Below are 14,588 nucleotides of genomic sequence, written 5' to 3'. Positions count from 1 at the left end.
GGCCCGGGGTCCGCTCTCGCTGGGGTCCCCAGCACATCAACAGAAACGACCCAGGAACCACGCAGCAAGAACGGGCCGCGCCGAAATCATCGTCTCGCTGACGTGACGCGGGTCACAGAACTGTAGCCAACGTGCATCGCCGTCAAGATTGAGCGAAGATCTGACGCAATAGACTATTTCTGCCGGGGGGCTCAAAAATGACTACTGTCATTGAACGTTATCGAGAATCGTCGCTGCGCCGACGCAGGCGTGCAGAACGAGCAAATATTCGCCTCGACATCCAGGGTTTGCGGATGGTCGCGGTCCTGGCGGTGGTGGCCTACCACCTGTGGGGCTGGCCGCAGGGCGGATTCGTCGGCATCGACGTCTTCTTTGTCATCTCCGGCTTCCTGGTCACCGACAGCCTGCTGCGCCACACCGAGCAAAACGGAGCGGTGGCCTTCCGGGACTTCTACTGGAACCGAGTCCGCCGCATCGTCCCGGTCGCCACCGTAGTCCTGATCGCTACCTGGGTCGCGTCGGTGTACGTCCTGCCGCCGCCAGGCGCGCGGGAAACCGGCATCGACGCGCTGTTCGCGTTCTTCTTCGTGGCCAACTGGCACTTCGCTGCCGACGGCGCGGGTTATCTCGCTGCGGCCCAATCGGTTTCGCCGGTGCAGCACTATTGGGTGCTGTCGATCGAGGAGCAGTTCTACCTGATCTGGCCGGTCCTGATCTTCCTCGCCACCCTGATCGTCATCCGCAAAGCCTGGTCACGCACCCGGTGGATGATGCTCGCCGGCGCAATCATCGGCCTCGTCGCCGCCGCGTCCCTGGCGTGGGCGCTCTACCTCGCCGCGACGTCCCCGTCCTGGGCGTTCTACGGGACTTTCGCCCGGGTGTGGGAGTTGGGCATCGGCGCGATGCTGGCCACCGCCGTCGGGGTGTTCGCCAAGATGCCGGACCTACTGCGGCCGCTGCTGTCCTGGGCGGGGCTGGCGGTCGTCGCCGCGAGCCTGTTCCTCATCGGCGACAACGCCGTCGGGTTCCCGGCCCCGTGGGCGCTGCTGCCGGTGACCGGAGCCGCCATGGTGATCGCGGCCGGCGTCGGCACCGAACCGAGATTCCAGCCACTGCTGCGCAACCGCGCCAGCACCTACCTCGGCGACATCTCGTTTGCGCTGTACCTGGTGCACTGGCCGGTGATCATCTTCCTGGCGACGATGATGGCAACCAGCGTCTACTTCTACGTCTGTGTGCTGGCGCTGAGCTTCGGGTTGGCGATCGCGTGCTACCACTTCATCGAGATCCCGATGCGCTACGCCGGCCGCGAAGCCATCCGCGACGCTCGAGATGCCATGAGACACGGCCTGTTCAAGCCCGAGTTGTCCACCAAGGTCGCCGCCGTCGCAGCGCTGGGCCTGGTGGCGGTCGCGCTGATCACCTACGCGATGCGTCCCGACCGGTATGAAGTCGCCGTCCACCATCTGCCGGCGGCGGTAGTTCAGGCGCGCTGAAAGCTCAGCGTCTCCCCGCGCACCCCGCCCAGCCACAAATCCTGGCACGCCGCGGCGATCTCCTCGAGGCCGTCGATCACCTCGCCGAACACGTTGCCGGGCACCCAGCCCTGGTCCCCGTTGATCAGCAGGTTGTTGCGGCCGTAGAACAGCGCGAGGTCGACGATCGCGCCGGTGGTGCCGGTGCCGGTGGTGTTCTCGTACCCGTACGCCGGGTTGCCCAGGGTGTCGGAGTCGAACGAGAACCAGCACAGGTCCCCGGGGATCGGCGTCACCGTGGTGTTCTCCTTGCCCGGATCGGCCGCGGCGAATTCGGGCAACAGCGTGTAGATCTCGTTGCGGGCGTACTTGCCGTGGAAGACCGGTGCCGAGAGCGGTAGCGCATCCCACACCGCCGCGCAGGTGCGCGGCGCCGCCTCGTCGAGCATCCGGGCCGTGCACGTCACGCCGCGCTTGTCCAACGAGACGGTGATGAACCTGCTCAACGGTGCTCCTTCTGCGTCATCAGTGTCGGCGTGCGCCGGTGCCAGTCGGTGGCCGATTGGTAAGCCTGCCCCACCCGCAGCACCAGCGCATCCGCGTGCCGCGGGCCGACGATCTGCAAGCCGACCGGCAGGCCCGCGGTGGTGAACCCGCACGGCACGCTCAGCGCGGGCTGCTGGGTCATGTTGAACGGATAGGTGTAGGGCGTCCAGCTCGTCCAGTCCGGTGACGGCGAGCCGTCCGGCACATCGCTGCCCACCGGGAACGCCGGCAGCGGCAGCGTCGGCGTCACCAGCACGTCGTAGCTCTGATGGAATCGACCCATCAACTGCCCCAACTGCATTCGCACCGCCGTCGCGTCCAGGTAGTCCGACGCCGAGAAGCTTGCCCCGATCTGCGCGGTGCGCAGCAGGCCGGGATCGGCCCGGCCCGCCAACGCCGCCAGCTCCCCGTACGCTTCCAGCACTTTGGCCTCCCCCGAGAACCACAGCACATGGAACGCCTCCACCGGGTCGGTGAACCCCGGGTCGACCTCCTCGACCACCGCGCCGGCGTCGGCCAGCACCGCCACCGCGGCGCGCACCGCGGCGTCGACCTCCGGATCGTTGCGCACAAAGCCCAGGTTCGGGGAGAACCCGACCCGCAGGCCCGCCACCCCGCCGTCGAGCCCGTCCAGGAACGAGGCCGTCGGCGTCGGCATCGCGGCCCAGTCCCGGGCGTCGAACCCGGTGATCACGTCGAGCAGCGCCGCGGTGTCGCGCACCGTGCGGGTCATCGGACCCGAGTGCGCCAGCGTCCCGAACGGGCTGGCCGGGTAGTGCGGGATCAAGCCGAAGGTCGGCTTCAGCGCGACCGTCCCGGTGAACGCCGCCGGGATCCGCACCGAGCCGCCGCCGTCGGTGCCCACCGACCACGGCCCCATGCCCAGCCCCACCGCCGCCGCGCTGCCGCCGCTGGAGCCGCCCGCCGTCACAGCCGGGTCCCACGGGTTGCCGGTGGGGCCGAAGGTCAGCGAGTCGGTGACACCCTTCCAGGCGTATTCCGGCGACGTCGTCTTGCCGAGCAGCACCGCGCCGGTGTCCCGCAGCCGCGCCACACACGGGGAGTCCTCGTCCCACGGACCGGCCGCGTCGATCAGGGCGCTGCCCCGCAGCGTCGGCCAGCCCCGCGTCAGGAACACGTCCTTGATCGACGTGGGCACCCCGTCACCCGGGCCCAGCGGTTCCCCGGCGTACCAGCGAGCCGCCGACGCCTCGGCCGCGGCCAGCGCCCCCTCGACGTCGATCATCACGAACGCGTTGACGTCCTCGTTGTAGGACTCGACGGCGTCGAACGCGGCGAGCGTCGCCTCCACCGGCGAGATCGTCTTGTCGCGATAACCCGCAACGAGCTCGGTGGCCTCGAACATCATCACCTCGTCCCGCCGGGGATGTAGCCCAGTTGCTTGTCCACGACATTGTGCAGGGGCTCCCCGGCCAGCCAGCGGCGGGCGTTGGCGGCGAACTGCGCGGCCAGCGCATCCCGCCAGCCCACGACGTCGGCGGACATGTGCGCGGTGATCGTCACGTTCGGAGCGTCCCACAGCGGGTGATCGGCCGGCAGCGGCTCGGTGTCGAACACGTCGAGCGTCGCTCCCCCGACCCTCTGTTGGGTCAGCGCGTCCAGCAACGCGGCCTCGTCGACCATCGGGCCGCGGGCGATGTTCACCAGATGCGCGTCGGGCTTCATCGCGGCCAGCACGGTGGCGTCCACAAGACCGTGGGTCGCCGCGGTCAGCGGGGCGGCCAGGATCAGGTGATCACACCACCCGGCGTGGCTGGCGAGGTCGGCGCTGTCGACGACCTCACCGAAGTCCGGATCGTCGGCGACGGGTCGACGTCCGGCGCCGCGCACCGTCAGCCCCGCCGCGCGCAGAAGCTTGGCGATCTCGCGGCCGATACCGCCGGTGCCGACGACCAGCGCGGTGGCGCCGGTGATGCTGCGCGTCTCGCGGTGACGCCACTCGTGGCGGCGCTGCAAGTCGAAGCTGGTGCGGCTGTCCTTGGCGTGCGCGATCACCGCGCCGAGCACGTACTCGGCCAGCGGCCGGTCGAACACCCCGCGCGCGTTGGTCACCACCACGTCAGAGGCCCGCAGCTCGTCGAACAGCAGCGTGTCCACACCCGCGGCGGTGATGTGAATCCACTGTAAATTCGTCGCCTCGGCCCACACGTCACGCACCGCGGTGGAGAAGAAGTCCCACAGCAGCAGTCCGTGGGCTCCGCAGACCGCCTCCGCGAGCCCGTCAGCGGCACAAAAGCGCAGCTCAAGATCCAGATCCTCGATCCCGGGGGGTCGGTCATCCGCGTGTGCGCACAGCACTGCCACCACCGGTCGAGTTCCAGGCACGGGGACGAGGCTAGGAACCCGACCGTCGGATTGTCAACAATCAGACTTGCGGAGAGGTCATGTCGGCCTCACACTGTGCAAATGAACCCCTCGCCACCTCTGCAGCAGGCCGGGATCGGAGTCGTTGTTCCCTACGATTTCGCTCTTGACCGGGAGCTTTGGCGATGGTTGCCGGACGACGTCAGCCTGCACATCACGCGGATGCCCTTCGCGCCGATGGCGGCGACGATGGAGATGGCGATGCACATCTCCGATCCGGACACCGCGGCGCAGGGCGTCATCGACATTTCGGCAGTATCGCCGCTGGTCACCGCCTATGCGTGTACGTCGGGCAGCTTCGTCGGCGGCACGATGGCCGAGCAGGCGCTGGTGGCGTCCATGGTGGCCGCCGGGTCGCCGGCGGCACTGACCACCAGCGGCGCCCTGCTCGAGGCGCTGCGCTACATGGGCATCACCCGGATCGCGACCGCCACCCCGTACACCGCGGACCTGACCGTGGGCCTCACGACGTTCCTCGGCGAGGCCGGCATCGAGGTCACCGCCGCGACCGGACTGGGGCTGATCTCCGACATCTGGACGGTGCCCCACGACGTCACCGCCCAACTGGTCCGCGACACCGACAACGACCAGGCTGAGGCGATTTTCATCAGCTGCACGAACATGCCGACCTACGACGTGATCGCCCGCCTGGAGGGCGAACTACGCAAGCCCGTGCTGACCGCCAACCAGGTGACGATGTGGATGGCACTGGGCCTGATCGGCCGCAAGGCCGTCGGCCCCGGCCAGCAGTTGATGGAGCGCTGAACGGGGTCGCGTTCCCTGGCGATGTCGCGGACGTTAACATTGTTGACAATCCACTCATTTCGGTATCAGCCAAAGGAGGCCGCATGCCGACAGTCGGTCTGCTCTACCCCGGTCACAGCGCCGAGGACGACTTCCCCGCACTCGAAAACCGGATCGCCGGAGCGGTGCGCCTGCCCGTCGTGATCACCTCCGTCGGCGAGGACGCCCACCGCGTCGACGCACTGCTCGACCTCGGCAGCAACACCCGCCTCGCCGACGGCGCCGCGCAACTGGCGCCGCAGAAACCGGACGCGGTGATGTGGGCCTGCACCTCGGGCAGCTTCGTGTTCGGCATGGAAGGCGCCGCCGAACAGGTCTCGGCGGTCTCCGCCGCAGCCGGGGTGCCGGCGTCGTCGACGTCGTTCGCGTTCGTCGACGCGCTGCGTCACCTCGGCATCGGCAAGGTGGCGATCGCGGCGTCCTACCCCGACGACGTCGCCCAGCACTTCGTCGGCTTCCTGTCCGACGGCGGGGTGCACGTGGTGTCGATGGGCAGCCACGGCATCGTGACCGCGGCCGAGGTCGGCACGCTGGAACCGTCCCAGGTGGTCGCGATGGTCACTGCCGCCGATCACCCCGACGCCGAGGCGGTGCTGGTGCCCGACACCGCGATGCACACGCTGGCGATCATCGAGGAGCTGGAAGCCGCCGTCGGCAAGCCGGTGCTGACCGCCAACCAGGTGACGGTGTGGAAGGGACTGGAGCTGCTGGGGCCGGTGCCCGCCTTACCCGGGCTAGGCGCCCTGTTCGGGGGTGCGCCATGACGAGCTACATCGGCCCGCTGGTGCAGGAGACGACGCCGAGCATCATCGCCGACAAGCTGCGCGCGGCGATCGGCCACGGCGAGCTCGAGCCGGGCGCCCAGCTGGGTGAGGCGGAACTGGCCCGCCAGCTCGGGGTCAGCCGCGGCCCGCTGCGCGAGGGCATGCAGCGCCTGACCCAGGAGGGGCTGCTGGTGGCGATCCGCAACCGCGGCATCTTCGTCAGCGACATGACGCCCGAGGAGGTCAGCGACATGTACCTGGCCCGCGGGGCCGTCGAACGCGCCGCGGCCCGCAAGATCCTCGACGACGGTGACTACGCCCGGGCGGGTGACGCGCTGCTGGCGATCGTCGACCAGATGGGACGCGCCATCACCTCGGCCGAGGCCAGCGAGCTCGACATCGCGTTCCACGAGCGGCTGGTGGAGCTGTCCGGAAGCCCGCGGCTGGGACGGATGCATCTGACGTTCATCACCGAGACGCGGATGTGCATCCACGCACTGGCCGAGAGCTACGCCAAGTCCGACTACCGCGAGGAGGAACACCGCATTCTCGCGTCGGCGATCCGGTCCGGGGACCGCGACCGCACCGACGAGCTGCTGGTGGGCCACATGGACGACGCGCTGGCCCGCCTCATCGACCAGGACGAGGCCGTCGGGGCTTAGAACTTTTGCCGAGGCCGACGGCCCGTTACATGTAACATCGAGGTGTGCCGCCATCCCGGGAACGTGTTCGCCGCCATCGCGAGCGGCTGCGCCAGCAGGGCCTGCGCCCGATTCAGGTCTGGGTGCCCGACGTGACTGCTCCGGAATTCGTCCGCGAAGCTCATCGCCAATCAGCGCTTCTCGCCGCCGATCAGCAAGAGCGCGAGGACCAGGCGTTCGTCGACGCGATCTCCGACGACTGGGACGACTCCCGGTAGCCGTGCGACGAGGCGACATATTCATCGCCGCGGCCCGCGGCGCCTACTCAGGAAAGCCCCGGCCGGTAGCGCTCATTCAAGACGACCGCTTTGATGCCACCGCATCGATCACCGTCGTGCCATTCACAACCAGCGACGTCGACGCCCCACTTTTGCGAATCGAGGTGCACGCATCTGATGTCAACGGCCTGGCCGAGAACAGCAGACTCATGGTCGACAAGGTGACGACAGTGCCCCGCGCCAACCTCACTCAGCAGATCGGGCGGCTGACCGATCAAGACCTCTTCGCGCTCGACCGCGCGCTACTGGTGTTCCTCGGGCTCGCCGGATAGGTCAGACCAGGCCCCGGCGTCGCCGCAGTGCCTCTTCGCACCGGTTGATGGTGTACTTCCGGGTGTCTTGCGGCAGCACCTCGATCAGCACCCAGCCCTTCTCGCGGAGCAGTTCTCGGAACTGGACGTCTTGCACGAGGCCACGACGGTGCGGGGCCCACTCCACCCCGACCTTGGCGTAGGGCCAGCCGATGCCGACGGCGAAACCCCATGTCTCCTCGCCAGTGATCGTGTTCCAGAAGTCGTCCTCGACGAAGATGCTGGTGCTCGGAGGCGGCAGGTAGCTGTCGATCAGCATCAACCGCAGCAGGGTCTCCTCCTTCGAGCGGGAGCCGCCGTCCATCAGCCTGATCGCTTCCCATGCCGAACCCATGCCGCGGGTGCTCCGGTAGCGGGCTTCGAGCGGGGCGACGTCGGCAGCCGTGACGTCGGTTTGCGCGCTGAGTTTGTCGAGGAGGACGACGGCCGCGTCGCGCGGCAGGTGCCGGGCGAGGTCGAGCGCCGTCCGCGCCGGCGTCGTGGTGGGTAGCCGGCCCGGGTCCACCTCGTCAGTCTCGATGCGATCATTCCGCACCACGAAACCGGGCCTGGCCCGTCGCGGCGGGGCGATGATCTCGATCGGCGCGGTTCCGTCCACCGGCCGCACCCCGTACAGCGCGGCGGCGGTTCTGCCGGCCAGAACTCCTCGCCGGCCGGTCCACAGCCAGGCTGCCATCGCCCTTATATACCAGCCGATCTGCGCGTCCCGATGAATGTAGACATCAGGCAGTATCGCGGTGTAGTTCCAGCGCAGCGCACCGCGAGTCAGCGCGCCGGATGCGAGTGCTTCACTGCCGATGATCGGTTCGTGCATGTGCGCCATGGTGTTCGGACCCACAGACACCCTTGCGGCGCTGTGGCCGACATCGACACCATGGTTGTGAATCGACGTCCGATTGGGGAAGACGCAGCCGTGACGTCGATCTGGCGTATAGCACTCGAAACGCAGCGGTGCGAACCTCCCGCCCGGCCCGCTCAGCTCATCTTGATGCCGATGTACTTCGTCTCCAGGAACTCGTCGATGCCCACCGCACCGCCCTCGCGGCCCAGCCCCGACGATTTCATCCCGCCGAACGGCGCCGCCGGGTTGGACACCACGCCCTGGTTCAGCCCCACCATGCCGGTCTCCAACGCCTCGGCGACCCGCAGCGCCCGGCGCAGGTCGTTGGTGAAAACGTAAGACACCAAACCGAATTCGGTGTCGTTGGCTGCTGCCACCGCCTCCTCCTCGGTGTCGAACGCCGACAGCGGCGCGACCGGGCCGAAGATCTCCTGCTCGCTCATCTGCGCGTCGCGGGCCACGCCCGTCAGCACCGTCGGCGGATAGAAGAACCCCGCGCCCCCGGGCGCGGTGCCGCCGGTCAGCACAGAAGCGCCCCGCTCCACGGCGTCGGCGACCAGCGTCTGCACCTTGCGCAGTGCGGCGTCGTCGATCAGCGGTCCGACCCGCACCCCGTCCTCGGTGCCCCGGCCGACCGGCAACTCCGCCATCCGGGCAGCCAATCGACGGCCGAACTCGTCGATGACCGAGGAGTGCACGTAGATCCGGTTGGCCGCCGTGCACGCCTCCCCCATGTTGCGCATCTTGGCGGCCATCGCGCCCTCGACGGCCTCGTCGAGATCGGCGTCCTCGAAAACCAGGAACGGCGCGTTGCCACCGAGTTCCATCGAGGTCCGCAGCACCTTCTCCGCGCACTGCTCCAACAGGATCCGGCCCACCTGCGTCGAACCGGTGAACGACAGCTTGCGGGCCAACCCCGACCGGATCATCGGCTCCAGCACCGCGCCCGCCTCGGTGGTGCTGATGCAGTTGACGGCCCCGGCGGGCACCCCGGCCTCGGCCAGGATGTCCATCAAGGCCAGCATCGACAACGGCGTCTGCGGCGCCGGCTTGATGACGCTGGTGCACCCCGCGGCGATCGCCGGGCCCAGCTTGCGGGTGCCCATCGCCATCGGGAAGTTCCACGGGGTGATCAGCAGGCACGGCCCGACGGGCTGACGCGCCACCAGGAACCGTGCCCCACCGGCTGGCGCGGTCTGATAGCCACCGTCGATCCGCACCGCTTCTTCCGCGAAGTGCCGGAAGAACTCTGCGGCATAGGCGATCTCGCCGCGAGACTCAGTGAGCGGCTTGCCCATCTCCAGCGTCATCAACAACGCCAGGTCGTCGACACGCTCGTGCAGCAGCGTGAACGCCCGGGTCAGGATGTCGGCGCGCTCCCGCGGCGCCATCGCGGCGAACGCCGGCTGGGCGGCCACCGCGGCGTCCAGCGCCGCCCGACCGTCCTGCGGCGCGGCGTCGGCGACCGCGCACAGCGTCGCCCCCGTCGCCGGGTCGACGACGTCGGACGTGCGTCCGTCGGTGGCGTCGACCCACTTGCCGTCGATGAACAGTTGCTTGTCGACGGCGTCGACGACCCGGCCCTCGTCGCGGTGTGTCACCGGCTACCCGCCCCGGCGAGCTCGAGTTGCGGTGGCGCGCCCGGGGTTCCGGGGATCTCGGTGCCGTTGATCGGACAGCGGGTGGTCTCGGGCACCCGCGACAGCGCGATCGCACCGACGACCACCGCGCCCATCATATAGAACGCCGGCCACAGGTTGTTGCCGGTCTCGCCGACCAGCCACTCGTTCACCGCCGGCGCGGTACCGCCGAAGATCGACGTCGACACGTTGTAGGCGATCGCGAACCCCGCGAACCGCACCTGCGTCGGGAACATCGCCGGGAACATCGCCGAAATCGTCGCCAGCTGAGGCACATACAGCAGGCCCAACACCGCGAAGCCGATGATCGCGCCCACCACCCCGGTGGACATCAGCATGAACATCGGCACCACGGCGATGAACAACCCGATCAGCGACACCCACCACAGCGGTTTCCTGCCGACCCTGTCGGACAGATGACCGGCGAACGGCACGAACACCATCATCGCCAGCATGCCGATGATCGGCACCACCAAGGAGAAGTTGGTGGACAGCCCGATGGACAGCTCCAGGTAGGTCGGCATGTAGCTCAGCAGCGTGTAGTTGACGACGTTGAGCGCGACGACCAGGCCGCCCAGCTTCAGGATCGGCGACCAGTAGCGGGTGATGAGGTCCTTGAACTCCGCACCGACCGATTCTTCCTCCTTGCCCTGGTCTTCCAGCTCCCTGAACACCGGGGTGTCCTCGAGCTTCATCCTCAGGTAGATGCCGATCAAGCCGAGCGGGGCGGCGATCAGGAACGGCAGCCGCCAGCCCCAGCTGCTCATCTGGTCGTCGGACAGCACCGCGGAGAAGCCCAGCATCATCAGCGCACCGGCAGAGAAGCCGGCCAGGGTGCCGAATTCCAGGAAGCTGCCGAGGAAGCCGCGGCGGCGCGCCGGCGCGTACTCGGCCATGAACGTGGCGGCGCCGCCGTACTCACCTCCGGTGGAGAACCCCTGGATCATCCGCAACATGATCATCAGCACCGGGGCCCAGAACCCGATCATGTCGAAGGTGGGCACCAGGCCGACGCAGAAGGTGGCGCTGGCCATCAGCACGATCGTGATCGCCAGGATCTGCCTGCGTCCGAGACGGTCACCGAGCGGACCCCACACGAACCCGCCCAGCGGACGCACCAGGAACGACACCGCGAACGTCATCAGCGCGAAGAGCGTGGCTTCTGTGGTGTCTCCGGGGAAGATGGCCGCGGCAATGTAGCTGACGCCGTAGGCGTAGAGGCCGTAGTCGAACCATTCGGTGGCGTTGCCGATGGCCGATGCGGCGATCGCCTTCTTCAGAACTTCGGGCGGTTGATCAGCGGGCTCAGCGGCGGCGGCGGGCTGGTCGGGGCTGCTCATCGGGGCTCCTCAAGTCAGGGACGATGTCGCACGGCTGCACCGACGCAGCAGTACCACCGAACTTCTCGGGCACACTCGCAAACTTGTAGCTTTGTTGACAATCAGACGTTAATCACGGTTCACGAGTGACAGCAAGGCAATCCTGTTATTTGGTTGTTAACTCGCCCCGGTCCCTCAACCACCGGGATTTCGGACGCTTACCCACAAGATCAAATTTGAAACGGTCTGGATGACCTGTCCGTGCCAACCGGGGCCGACGGTAGGCTGGAATCCGTGCCACTACCCCCAGATCCCAGCCCCGCCCTGCAGTCCTACGCCCACCCGGAACGGCTGGTCACCGCCGACTGGTTGTCCGGAAACCTGGGCCGGCCAGGCCTGGCGATCGTCGAATCCGATGAGGACGTGCTGCTCTACGACACCGGCCACATCCCCGGCGCGGTGAAGATCGATTGGCATACCGACCTCAACGACGCCCAGGTGCGCGACTACATCACCGGCGAGCAGTTCGCCGCGCTGATGGACCGCAAGGGCATCTCCCGCGACGACACCGTCGTCATCTACGGCGATAAGAGCAACTGGTGGGCCGCCTACGCGCTGTGGGTGTTCACGCTGTTCGGCCACCCCGACGTGCGGCTGCTCGACGGCGGGCGCAACCTGTGGATCTCCGACGGCCGCGACACCACGCTGGATGTGCCGAGCAAGCAGAGCACCGGCTACCCCGTCGTCGAACGCAACGACGCCCCGATCCGCGCCTTCAAGGAGGACGTCCTCGGCGTTCTGGGTGAGCAGCCGCTGATCGACGTGCGCTCCCCGCAGGAGTTCACCGGCGAACGCACCCACATGCCCGACTACCCCGAAGAGGGGGCGCTGCGCGGCGGTCACATCCCGACCGCGGTGTCGATCCCGTGGGCCAAGGCCGCGCTGGACAACGGCAAGTTCCGCAGCCGCGCCGAACTCGACGAGCTGTACGGCTTCCTGTCTCCCGAGAATAAGACGGTCGTCTACTGCCGCATCGGTGAGCGTTCCAGCCACACCTGGTTCGTATTGACCCACCTGCTCGGGCTGCCCAACGTGCGCAACTACGACGGTTCGTGGACCGAATGGGGCAACGCCGTGCGGGTGCCCGTAGCCGTCGGGGAAGAGCCTGGTTCGGCGCCATGAGCCTGCCGGCGCCGTTGGCCGAGGTGGTCTCCGACTTCCAGGAGGTCGAAGGCCAGGACAAGCTGGCCATGCTGCTGGAGTTCGCCAACGAACTGCCCGACCTGCCCGCCGACCTCGAAGAGGCGGCGATGGAGCCGGTGCCCGAATGCCAGTCACCGCTGTTCCTGCACGTCGACTCCGGGGACCGTGACCGGGTGCGGCTGTTCTTCAGCGCGCCCGCCGAAGCGCCGACCACCCGCGGGTTCGCCTCGATCCTGGCCGCGGGCCTGGACGGTCAGGCTGCCGACGACATCCTCGCCGTACCGGACGACTTCTACACCGACCTCGGGCTGGCGGCGCTGATCAGCCCGCTGCGGCTGCGCGGCATGTCAGCGATGCTGTCGCGGATCAAGCGCCGCCTGCGCTAGCGGCGCCAAAACCCAGCTCACTGGAACGGGAAGAAGATCGGCACCAACGCCGGAGTTGCCACGAGAACCAGCAGCGTCAGCGGCACGCCCAGGCGGGCGAAGTCCGTGTACCGGTAGCCGCCCATCGCCCACACCATCGTGTTGGTCTGGTAGCCGATCGGGGTGAGGAACGACAGACTCGCACCGAAGATCACCACCACCGCGAACGGCATGGCGCTCACGTCGGCCTGCTCGGCGACGGCGATCGCGATCGGGAACATCAGCGCTGCCGCGGCCAGGTTGGAGATCACCTCGGTCACCACCATGGTGGCCGCGAGCACCGCTGCCAACAATCCGAAACTGCCCAGCGGCGCCGCCGCACTCACCACCAGGTTGGCCAGCGTGGCGGCCAGGCCGCTGTCGTCCACGGCCAGCCCCAGCGCGAAGCTGGTCGCCATCAACAGCAAGACGTTGGTGTTGATGAAGCGGCGCGCGTCGTCGAGGGTCACGACTCGCGTGACGATCAGCGCGAAGGCGATGAGCAGCGACGCTTTCAGCAGGTCCAACAACCCGGTCCCCGCCAGCACGATCAGCGCAGCAACACTCACCTCGACCACCCTGGTGCGTTCGCGCCGGATCGGCCTGTCCTGGTTGAGCGGCGCGACCACCGCGAAGTCGCGGTGCTCGCGATACTGCTGGGCGAAATCGGGCCCGGCCAACACCAGCAGGACGTCACCGGCCCGCAACCGGACGTCACCGAGCTTGCCGGACAGCTGTTGGCTGGCGCGATGAATCGCGACCACCGCCGAGCCGTACCGGCTGCGGAACCCCGCGGCCTTCAAGCTCGAGCCGACCAGCGGTGAATTGACACCGATGACAGCTTCGACGAACTGGCGCTGCGGATTGCGGGCCAGGTCGTCGAAGTGGCGGGCCTCGGCCGAGGTCAGGCCGGTCATGTTCTGCAGATCCAGCACGCGGGCGATGTTCCCGACGAACACCAACCGGTCGCCCACCGCGAGGGGTTCGTCGGGGCCGACCGCCGCGATGACCCGCTCGGCACGTTCCACCTCGACGAGGAACACTCCTTCGAGGTTGCGCAGCCCGGCCTCGGCGACCGTCGCACCGGCCAGCGCACTGTCGGCGGCGATGGTCATCTCGACGGTGAATTCCCGCTCGTTCCCGGCCAGGTTTTCGCCCGGCGTGGTGCGGTCCTTGAGTAGGCGCGGCCCCAACAACACCATGAGCAGAACGCCGCCGATGGTCAACGGAAGTCCGATCCCGACGATCGAGAAAACCCCGAGTCGACCCAGACCGGCCGAGTCGATGAGATCGTTGACGAACAGGTTGACCGACGTGCCGACCATGGTGATCGACCCACCGAGGATGACCGCGTAACTCAACGGCATCAGGTAGAGCGACGGAGACCGCCCCGTGCGGCGACACCAACGCACCACCCGCGGAGCCAGCATCGCCACCAGCGGGGTGTTCGCGATGAACGCCGACACCCCCGCCGACGGGCCGCACACACGCAGCAACTCGGCCCGCGGTTTGGCGCGGTCGGCGCCACCGAGGAGTTTCGACGTCACCCCGTCGAACGCGCCGGTGATATCGGCCGCCCCGGCCAGCACGTACAGGGCGGCGACGATGGCCAGGGACTCGTTCGCCACGCCCGCCAACAGCTGCCCGGAATCGATGACGCCCGAGACGTACAACGCCAGGACCGCACCGCCCATCACCAATGACGGATTGAATCGGTCCAGAATCAGCACAACGACGGTGACTATGACCACGGCCAGCGTCACCCACGCGTCAACGGTCACCATCCCCCTATTTCCAGGCCGTCAGCGGGCAGAAGCCAGCACCGCTCGGTGCATCACCGTATCCCGCCAGCCAACCCCCTGCGGGTAGGCTCTGCCACACTCGGCAGCGCGGCCGAGGGGACGAAGCGGGGGCTTG

15 protein-coding genes are annotated in these 14,588 nt (G+C 68.1%); 8 read left to right on the top strand and 7 right to left on the bottom strand.

Annotation, left to right across the window (positions count from 1 at the left end; translation table 11 throughout):
* The first annotated feature begins 197 nt into the window (after window positions 1-197).
* Window positions 198-1,496: an acyltransferase family protein gene (locus G6N53_RS11755; RefSeq protein ID WP_163888625.1), complete on the top strand. Its 1,299-nt coding sequence runs from the start codon at window positions 198-200 to the stop codon at window positions 1,494-1,496.
* Here the strand turns inward: G6N53_RS11755 and G6N53_RS11750 are convergent.
* Genes G6N53_RS11750 through G6N53_RS11740 form a run of 3 tightly spaced genes read right to left on the bottom strand, consistent with a single transcriptional unit; the run spans window position 1,484 to window position 4,367 of the window.
* Window positions 1,484-1,981, bottom strand: a complete 498-nt coding sequence (locus G6N53_RS11750; protein ID WP_163888624.1) for a DUF3830 family protein — start codon at window positions 1,979-1,981, stop codon at window positions 1,484-1,486. The two genes, G6N53_RS11755 and G6N53_RS11750, sit on opposite strands and share 13 nt — an antisense overlap.
* Window positions 1,978-3,387 (bottom strand): amidase, encoded by a 1,410-nt coding sequence (locus G6N53_RS11745; RefSeq protein ID WP_371870816.1) that lies wholly within the window; start codon window positions 3,385-3,387, stop codon window positions 1,978-1,980. The genes G6N53_RS11750 and G6N53_RS11745 overlap by 4 nt, the downstream gene beginning before the upstream one ends.
* Before the next feature lie 2 nt (window positions 3,388-3,389).
* Entirely contained in the window at window positions 3,390-4,367 is a 978-nt protein-coding gene (locus G6N53_RS11740) for a D-2-hydroxyacid dehydrogenase (protein WP_237166494.1), read from the bottom strand.
* 81 nt (window positions 4,368-4,448) lie between these two features.
* Here G6N53_RS11740 and G6N53_RS11735 point away from each other — a divergent pair, with 81 nt between their 5' ends.
* The 5 genes from G6N53_RS11735 to G6N53_RS11715 all read left to right on the top strand — a co-directional run bounded on the left by G6N53_RS11735 (window position 4,449) and on the right by G6N53_RS11715 (window position 7,225).
* A complete protein-coding gene (locus G6N53_RS11735) occupies window positions 4,449-5,171 on the top strand; it encodes a maleate cis-trans isomerase family protein (protein WP_237166493.1) in 723 nt (240 codons plus the stop codon).
* Between the two features lie 83 nt (window positions 5,172-5,254).
* Entirely contained in the window at window positions 5,255-5,974 is a 720-nt protein-coding gene (locus G6N53_RS11730) for a maleate cis-trans isomerase family protein (RefSeq protein ID WP_163888622.1), read from the top strand.
* Complete coding sequence (locus G6N53_RS11725) at window positions 5,971-6,636, top strand: GntR family transcriptional regulator (protein ID WP_163888621.1); 666 nt, start codon at window positions 5,971-5,973, stop codon at window positions 6,634-6,636. The genes G6N53_RS11730 and G6N53_RS11725 overlap by 4 nt, the downstream gene beginning before the upstream one ends.
* A 44-nt stretch (window positions 6,637-6,680) precedes the next feature.
* Entirely contained in the window at window positions 6,681-6,893 is a 213-nt protein-coding gene (locus tag G6N53_RS11720; RefSeq protein WP_163888620.1) for an antitoxin MazE family protein, read from the top strand.
* A gap of 2 nt (window positions 6,894-6,895) precedes the next feature.
* Window positions 6,896-7,225, top strand: coding sequence for a type II toxin-antitoxin system PemK/MazF family toxin (locus G6N53_RS11715; RefSeq protein WP_163888619.1), 330 nt, complete (start codon window positions 6,896-6,898; stop codon window positions 7,223-7,225).
* Window position 7,226: 1 nt separating this feature from the next.
* Here G6N53_RS11715 and G6N53_RS11710 read toward each other — a convergent pair whose 3' ends face one another.
* The 3 genes from G6N53_RS11710 to G6N53_RS11700 all read right to left on the bottom strand — a co-directional run bounded on the left by G6N53_RS11710 (window position 7,227) and on the right by G6N53_RS11700 (window position 11,085).
* Window positions 7,227-8,078: a type IV toxin-antitoxin system AbiEi family antitoxin gene (locus G6N53_RS11710; RefSeq protein WP_163888618.1), complete on the bottom strand. Its 852-nt coding sequence runs from the start codon at window positions 8,076-8,078 to the stop codon at window positions 7,227-7,229.
* Between the two features lie 161 nt (window positions 8,079-8,239).
* Window positions 8,240-9,706, bottom strand: a complete 1,467-nt coding sequence (locus G6N53_RS11705) for an NAD-dependent succinate-semialdehyde dehydrogenase (protein ID WP_163888617.1) — start codon at window positions 9,704-9,706, stop codon at window positions 8,240-8,242.
* Window positions 9,703-11,085: an MFS transporter gene (locus G6N53_RS11700; RefSeq protein WP_163888616.1), complete on the bottom strand. Its 1,383-nt coding sequence runs from the start codon at window positions 11,083-11,085 to the stop codon at window positions 9,703-9,705. The genes G6N53_RS11705 and G6N53_RS11700 overlap by 4 nt, the downstream gene beginning before the upstream one ends.
* 273 nt (window positions 11,086-11,358) lie before the next feature.
* Here G6N53_RS11700 and G6N53_RS11695 point away from each other — a divergent pair, with 273 nt between their 5' ends.
* Window positions 11,359-12,246: a sulfurtransferase gene (locus tag G6N53_RS11695; RefSeq protein WP_163888615.1), complete on the top strand. Its 888-nt coding sequence runs from the start codon at window positions 11,359-11,361 to the stop codon at window positions 12,244-12,246.
* Complete coding sequence (locus tag G6N53_RS11690) at window positions 12,243-12,653, top strand: SufE family protein (protein ID WP_163888614.1); 411 nt, start codon at window positions 12,243-12,245, stop codon at window positions 12,651-12,653. The genes G6N53_RS11695 and G6N53_RS11690 overlap by 4 nt, the downstream gene beginning before the upstream one ends.
* A gap of 17 nt (window positions 12,654-12,670) precedes the next feature.
* On the opposite strand, the gene G6N53_RS11685 is transcribed toward G6N53_RS11690, so the two are convergent.
* On the bottom strand, window positions 12,671-14,455 hold the full coding sequence (locus G6N53_RS11685) for an SLC13 family permease (RefSeq protein WP_163888613.1): 1,785 nt from the start codon (window positions 14,453-14,455) through the stop codon (window positions 12,671-12,673).
* Between the last annotated feature and the right edge of the window lie 133 nt (window positions 14,456-14,588).

Source organism: Mycolicibacterium hippocampi, from assembly GCF_010723735.1.
GTDB classification, from domain to species: Bacteria; Actinomycetota; Actinomycetes; order Mycobacteriales; family Mycobacteriaceae; genus Mycobacterium; species Mycobacterium hippocampi.
This window is presented reverse-complemented; position numbering and strand designations above follow the sequence as displayed.

Coding starts and splice junctions, on each gene's coding strand:
- G6N53_RS11755 (WP_163888625.1), top strand. CDS start 198: ATGACTACTGTCATTGAACGTTATCGAGAATCGTCGCTGCGCCGACGC.
- G6N53_RS11745 (WP_371870816.1), bottom strand. CDS start 3,387: ATGTTCGAGGCCACCGAGCTCGTTGCGGGTTATCGCGACAAGACGATC.
- G6N53_RS11735 (WP_237166493.1), top strand. CDS start 4,449: ATGAACCCCTCGCCACCTCTGCAGCAGGCCGGGATCGGAGTCGTTGTT.
- G6N53_RS11730 (WP_163888622.1), top strand. CDS start 5,255: ATGCCGACAGTCGGTCTGCTCTACCCCGGTCACAGCGCCGAGGACGAC.
- G6N53_RS11725 (WP_163888621.1), top strand. CDS start 5,971: ATGACGAGCTACATCGGCCCGCTGGTGCAGGAGACGACGCCGAGCATC.
- G6N53_RS11710 (WP_163888618.1), bottom strand. CDS start 8,078: ATGCACGAACCGATCATCGGCAGTGAAGCACTCGCATCCGGCGCGCTG.
- G6N53_RS11700 (WP_163888616.1), bottom strand. CDS start 11,085: ATGAGCAGCCCCGACCAGCCCGCCGCCGCCGCTGAGCCCGCTGATCAA.
- G6N53_RS11690 (WP_163888614.1), top strand. CDS start 12,243: ATGAGCCTGCCGGCGCCGTTGGCCGAGGTGGTCTCCGACTTCCAGGAG.
- G6N53_RS11685 (WP_163888613.1), bottom strand. CDS start 14,455: ATGGTGACCGTTGACGCGTGGGTGACGCTGGCCGTGGTCATAGTCACC.